The organism is Kitasatospora sp. GAS204B (assembly GCF_029892155.1).
In the GTDB taxonomy this organism is placed as follows: Bacteria; Actinomycetota; Actinomycetes; order Streptomycetales; family Streptomycetaceae; genus Kitasatospora.
This window is the reverse complement of sequence record NZ_JARZAG010000064.1, coordinates 1-6,161: the sequence shown is the minus strand read 5'-3', so window position 1 is coordinate 6,161 and position 6,161 is coordinate 1. Positions and strand designations below refer to the sequence as shown.

Here is a 6,161-nt window from a genome sequence, read left to right as displayed (position 1 = left end):
GCGCGTGAACGCCTCGAACATCTCCGCCGTGAACGCCTCCAGATCCTCCCGGACCTCGGCCATCTCCCCAGGTGTCACACACCATCAACGCGCCAGCCGAGACAAAGACACGCCACAGCGAGTACACCTGACCAAGCCCTACTAGGAGCTGTCTGGGGTTTGGATCTCTTTGTGGTGCTGGCTGCTGGTAGAACTCGGGTGTGGCGCGTTTTGATGTGACGGATGCCGAGTGGATGCTGATCGAGCCCCTTCTGCCGGTCGCGGCTACGGGGCCGTTGCCCCGGCGGGTGCGGGATCAGTTCAACGGGGTGATCTGGCGTTTCCGGACCGGGTCCGGGTGGCGTGATGTCCCAGAGAGGTACGGGCCCTGGTCCACGGTGTACTCCCGGTTCAGCAACTGGGCCAGGGCCGGGGTGTTCCAGGGGTTGATGGACGCGTTGATCGCGGAGGCGGCCGGGCGTGGGCTGGTCGGTCTGGAGCTGGTGAGCGTGGACTCCACGGTGGTGCGCGGGCACCAGGACTCGTCCGGCCTGGCCGTCGCTGGGGAGACCCTGGACGCCCTCGAACAGGCACTGACCGAGGAAAAAGGGGCTCCACTGCCGCGCCAACCGCCGGTGTGGCGGGTGGTGCACCGCAAGCCCCGGCGGACACGGCCGCCGCGGACCGGGCGGGCGCGGATCCTGCCGCAACGCGGCGTCGCCGCAAAGCCCGTGCGAAGGCTGCCGGACTCGGCCGGTCCCGGGGCGGCCTGAGCAGCAAGATCCATGCCGCGGTCGACTCCGCCGGGCTGCCGCTGGCCTTCGTCCTGACACCCGGTCAGGCGGCGGACTGCCCGCTGTTCCGGACCGTGCTGGAGAAGATCAGGGTCCCGGGGCCGGTCGGCCGCCCGCGCACCAGACCGGACGCAGTCGCCGGGGACAAGGCCTACTCCTCCAAGGCCAATCGGGCCTACCTGCGCAAACGCGGCATCAGGGCCGTCATCCCGGAGAAGGGGGACCAAGCCGCCAACCGCAAGAAGAAGGGCAGCCGAGGCGGCCGGCCCGTCAGCCACGACGCCGAGCTCTACAAGGAGAGGAACACCGTCGAACGCTGCTTCCAGAAGCTCAAGACCTGGCGCGGGGTGGCCACTCGCTACGACAAGAGCCAGGAGAGCTTCGAGGCCGCACTCCACCTCCGAGGCTCGATCATGTGGCTGAAGCACCTCACCTCAACCACATGATCCGAACCCCGAACAGCTCCTAGAGCCGGAGCCCGAACCTGCCTCGCTGCTGGAGCTGCGGGCCGCGGTGAACGCGATGCTGCCCCGCGTCGACCTGCCCGAGGTACTGCTGGAGGTGTTCTCCTGGACCGGCGCGGACCAGACGTTCACCTCGGTCACCGGCGGCGAGGCCAGACTGAGGGACCTACCGGTCACCATCGCGGCGCTGTTGGTGGCGCACGGCTGCAACGTCGGCTACACCCCGGTCATCAGCGGCATCGACGCGCTGAAGTACGGGCGGCTGTCCCACGTCGACCAGACGTATCTGCGGCTGACGACCTACCGGGCCGCCAACGCCACGCTGATCGCCACCCAGGCGGCGATCCCCCTCGCCAGCGCATGGGGCGGCGGCCTGGTCGCCTCGGTCGACGGGATGCGGTTCGTGGTGCCGGTGCCCTCGGTCTACGCCCGGCCGAACCCGAAGTACTTCGGACGGCGGGGCGGCGCCACCTGGTTGAACATGATCAACGACCAGGCGGCCGGGCTCGGAGGGAAGGTGGTGGCCGGCACGCCGCGCGACTCGCTGTACGTGCTGGACGTCCTCTACGACCGCGACGGCGGCAAGCGCCCGGACATGATCGTCACAGATACCGCCTCGTACTCCGACATTGTCTTCGGGCTCCTGACCTTGGCGGGGTTCACCTACGCGCCGCAGTTGGCGGACTTGCCGGACCGGAAGATGTGGCGCATCGACCGCTCGGCCGACTACGGCGCGTTCCAGGACGCGGCCCGCGGCCGGGTCGACCTGGTCCGGATCGAGCGGAACTGGGAGGACATCCTGCGGATCATCGGCTCCATCCACACCGGCGCGGTGCGCGCCTACGACGTGATCCGGATGCTGTCACGCGACGGCCGTCCCACCCCGCTGGGCGACGCGATCGCCCACTACGGGCGGATCGCCAAGACCCTGCACATCCTGCGTCTGGCCGACGAACCGACCTACCGGCGGAAGATCAAGGTGCAGGCCAACCTCCAGGAGGGCCGCCACGCGCTCGCCCGGAAGATCTTCCACGGCAAGGCCGGGCAGCTCTACCAGCGTTACCAGGACGGCATGGAGGACCAGATCGGCGCTCTGGGACTGGTCCTCAACGCCCTGGTTCTCTTCAACACGCGCTACATGGACGCAGCCGTTCGGCAGCTTCGGGCGGACGGCTTCGACGTCCGTGACGAGGACGTGGCCCGCCTGTCGCCATTCGTCCGCCATCACATCAACATGCTCGGCCGGTACTCCTTCCAACTCCCCGACCTGACCGGCGGCCTGCGGCCCCTGCGCGACCCGGACGCCACCGACGAGGGGTGACTTCGGCGCACCGCAGTCCGCTCCGGTCCGGTCCCAAGGCCCGACCCTGGGACCGGACCGGAACAGTGCCGGCGCTCTACCGTTCCCGGCGCCCGATGCCCGCGGGAGCAGTGAGGATGGCCAGGCCCAGGGCGAGGACGGCCAGCCCGCACCAAGAAGCGGCCGGCAGGCGTTCACCGAGGACGGTGACGCCCAGGACCGCTGCGACGGCGGGCTCGGCCAGGAGGCCAGAGGAGTTACGCGCGAAACCCGCCACTTGATGACTACCGGTCAGAGCCTATTACGCACGGTGTTGATTGCTCTGTGACCATCCGAGCGGGAATTACCAAACGATTTGTCGGTAGCATGCCAGTGACGCCGCCCTGGCTGGGAATCGCAGGGCGGAATCCCTTTCGGGAGCCCAGGTGCGGCGCCCGCTCGTAGAGGAGGGTTCGTGCTCAAGATGAGAGGCGGCAGTCAGCCGCCTAGGGCGTGGTGGCTGCTGCTGATTTCACGGGTCGCCGTACTAGTCCTGGTCGCAGGTTCGCTGGTCGCCGTAGGCGTGGGCCGGGCGCAGCCTGCGAGCGCGACCGTTGGTTCGCTGAACTCCATGACCTGGAACATTCAAGGCAGCGCCGGGCAGACTGCCTGGAACCAGTTGCGTACGACCCTCAGCACCGCGCTCACCCGTCACAACCAGGACCCACGTCGGCCGGCGCTGAACGTGGTCGCCATGCAGGAGGTGGGATCTCGCCCCCGGGGCGCCACGGCTACGGGACTCAGCTGGGTTGCCGGCCCCTGGACGATCCCGAGGACTCCCGGCAGCGTCAACACCATCACCTACCCGGCGCCGGATCCCTCTACCGGAGCGCCTCGGCAGTTCGTGGTGAGCGAATACACATGGGACGTCAACGGCACGCGTTACTACATCTACTTCATGCCGATGCTCCGGTCCTCTGCTTCGCCTGCGGGCAGTACCGCCGTGCGCAACGGCCTGGCCATCATCAGCGATCAGCAGGCGACCAACGTGTGGATCCAGCAGCCGCAACGGTGGGACAACACCACGCAGAGTGTCAGTCCCAGTTCCCGGCCCGCCTTCGGGATCCGGTACCCGGACGGTTCGGCTTGGTGGACGGTCCACTCCGGCAGCGGGCCTTCGAACTCCACGAGGAACGACGCCTCCAACATGGTCACCGCGATCAGCAATCGGATGACCGGGGCCGGGGTGGGCAACTGGGCAGTCCTGGGCGACTTCAACCGCGACCTCATACGGCTGGGTGTCGCCGGTTTCGGGACACTGCCCGTCGGGTCGCACATCGTCAACCCCGTGGCGCGCCGGGGGCCAAGGAGCAGTCGCTTCGACCCCCAGGTCACCCGGCCCTCCTCCGGAACCCAGCTCGACTACATGATCACCAACGACACGACGGCGGGACTGCAGGCCCTGACCTACGGCAACTACTCCGACCACCTAGCGGTCCAGTTCGGCACGACCCTGATGGCCTCGGCCCAGGTCGGGCAGATCAGTCTGCTGACACAGCCCGGCCAGTGCCTGGATCTGGATCCCGGCTCTGGCCCGGTCGGCCCCGGCACCCGGCTGCGGCTGGCTTCCTGTGCCGCCGGGTCCAGCACCCAGCAGTGGGCCGTGAACGACGACGGCACGATCAGCAACGGCGGGTACTGCCTGGACAACTACGCCTGGGGTACTGGCGACGGGAACGTGATCCAGCTCTACACCTGCAACGGCGCCAGCGCCCAGCAGTGGGCGGCCTACGCTAACGGGCAGATCTACAACCTGCCGACCGGCAGCCCGATCGGGTCCGGCAAGTGCCTGGACACCACGGCGCCCTCCGGCGGTCCTCCCCCTCCACCCGGCGCGAGCCCCGGGATGAGCCTGCGGACCTGCTCAACGAGCTCCACCCAACTCTTCCACTTCCAGTACCAAGACCCCCCAACCAGCGGCGGCGCCCTGGAACTCGGCGCCTCGATGCCGGGCTGCCTCGACCACGGCCAGAGCCGGCTGACGGTACAGGCCTGCTCGGGTGGGGACACGGACCAGGTGTGGACCTTGCCGGGGGACGGGACCGTACGCGTGGGCCCGCCGGGAAGCACCGGCCAGTGCCTGGACAACTTCAGCGGCAACACCAGCGACGGCAACCACGTCCAGCTCTACACCTGCAACACCGGGGAAGTCGCCCAGCAGTGGCAGCCGCGCGCCGACGGCACCCTCTACAACCCCGCCAGCGGCAAATGCCTCAGCAACGGCGCCCAGGACTCCTCCGCCGCCCTGACCATCCAGGACTGCTACACCGACGAACCGGGACAAATATGGAACTTTGACGCGGGTACCGGCACCATCACCGAGCCGCCTCTGCAGATGTGCCTGGAGCACAACCTGACCGGCAACGGGGCCCCGGCCCGCGCATGGGAGTGCATCCCCCGAAACTCCAACCAGCAGTGGACCTTTTTCGGTGACGGCACGGTCCGGGACGGCTCACCCGGGCGGTGCCTGGAGAACTCCGGCGGCAGCAACACGGCCGGGAACCCGATCATCATGGACACGGCCTGCTCGGGTGGCAGCAGCCAACTGTGGCAGCTGCGCGTCGACGGCACCCTCTACAACCCAGCCACCGACAAGTGCGTCGACGACAACGACGAACCAGGCATTGGCAACCGCGTCACGCTCGAACCCTGCGCCAGCACGACCAACTGGTATCCCGTCGGCAGCACGCTCCAGGCCACCAACAGCGGCCCCAGCTGCCTGGCCCATCCGGCGAACACCCTGGCAGTGGAAGCCTGCACGCCAGGCGAGGCCAGCCAGCAGTGGACGCTGCCGGGGGACGGGACCGTGCGCGTGGGTCCGCCGGGAAGCACTGGCCAGTGCCTGGACAACTTCAGCGGCAACACCAGCGACGGCAACCACGTCCAGCTCTACACCTGCAACACCGGGGAAGTCGCCCAGCAGTGGCAGCCGCGCGCCGACGGCACCCTCTACAACCCCGCCAGCGGCAAATGCCTCAACAACGGCGCCCAAGACTCCTCCGCCGCCCTGACCATCCAGGACTGCTACACCGACGAGATCGGCCAGATCTGGAACGTCAGCGGGAGCGCCATCACCCAGCCGCCCATGCCCGTGTGCCTCAACCACTACCTGCCCGGCGACGCCGTAGCCGCACGGCAATGGGAATGCATCCCCGGCAACTCCAACTACCAGTGGACCCAGCCCGGCGACGGCACACTGCGGGAAGGCACCCCGAGCAACCCCGGCCGCTGCCTGGACAACTACAGCAATCAGAGCAACGACGGAAACCCAGTCCACCTCTACCACTGCGTCTCCGGTGACACCGCCGAGCAGTGGCAAGAGAACTCCGACCTCTACAACCCTCCCACCGGCAAATGCGCCGGCGAAGGCAACAACAGGGCCGCCGGAGCCGCCTTCACCCTGATGTCCTGCGTCGCAGCCCTCCACTGGTACCTCATCAGCCCCCAAGACCAGTAGGGCGCCCGCCGGAGTCTTGGGGGGGGGGGTGGGGGGGCGGGGGGGGGGGGCGGCGCCGCCCGGGCCCCCCCCCCCCCCCCCCCCCCACCCCCCCCCCCCCCCCCCCCCCCCCCCCCCCCCCCCCCCCC

At 68.8% G+C, this 6,161-nt stretch carries 1 protein-coding gene and 2 pseudogenes; all 3 read left to right on the top strand.

What is annotated here, in order from left to right:
- The first annotated feature begins 200 nt into the window (after positions 1-200).
- The 3 genes and pseudogenes from P3T41_RS36690 (at position 201) to P3T41_RS36680 (ending at position 6,033) form a co-directional block, all read left to right on the top strand.
- A pseudogene (locus tag P3T41_RS36690) lies at positions 201-1,219 on the top strand (IS5 family transposase).
- A 19-nt stretch (positions 1,220-1,238) separates the two neighbouring features.
- Positions 1,239-2,558 (top strand): annotated as a pseudogene (locus tag P3T41_RS36685) (transposase); the annotation flags it as partial.
- Between the two features lie 442 nt (positions 2,559-3,000).
- Positions 3,001-6,033, top strand: coding sequence for a ricin-type beta-trefoil lectin domain protein (locus P3T41_RS36680; RefSeq protein ID WP_280694998.1), 3,033 nt, complete (start codon positions 3,001-3,003; stop codon positions 6,031-6,033).
- The last annotated feature ends 128 nt before the right edge of the window (positions 6,034-6,161 follow it).

What these genes read in the sequence shown, in the direction of transcription:
- P3T41_RS36680 (WP_280694998.1), top strand. Translation starts at nt 3,001, where the DNA reads ATGAGAGGCGGCAGTCAGCCGCCTAGGGCGTGGTGGCTGCTGCTGATT.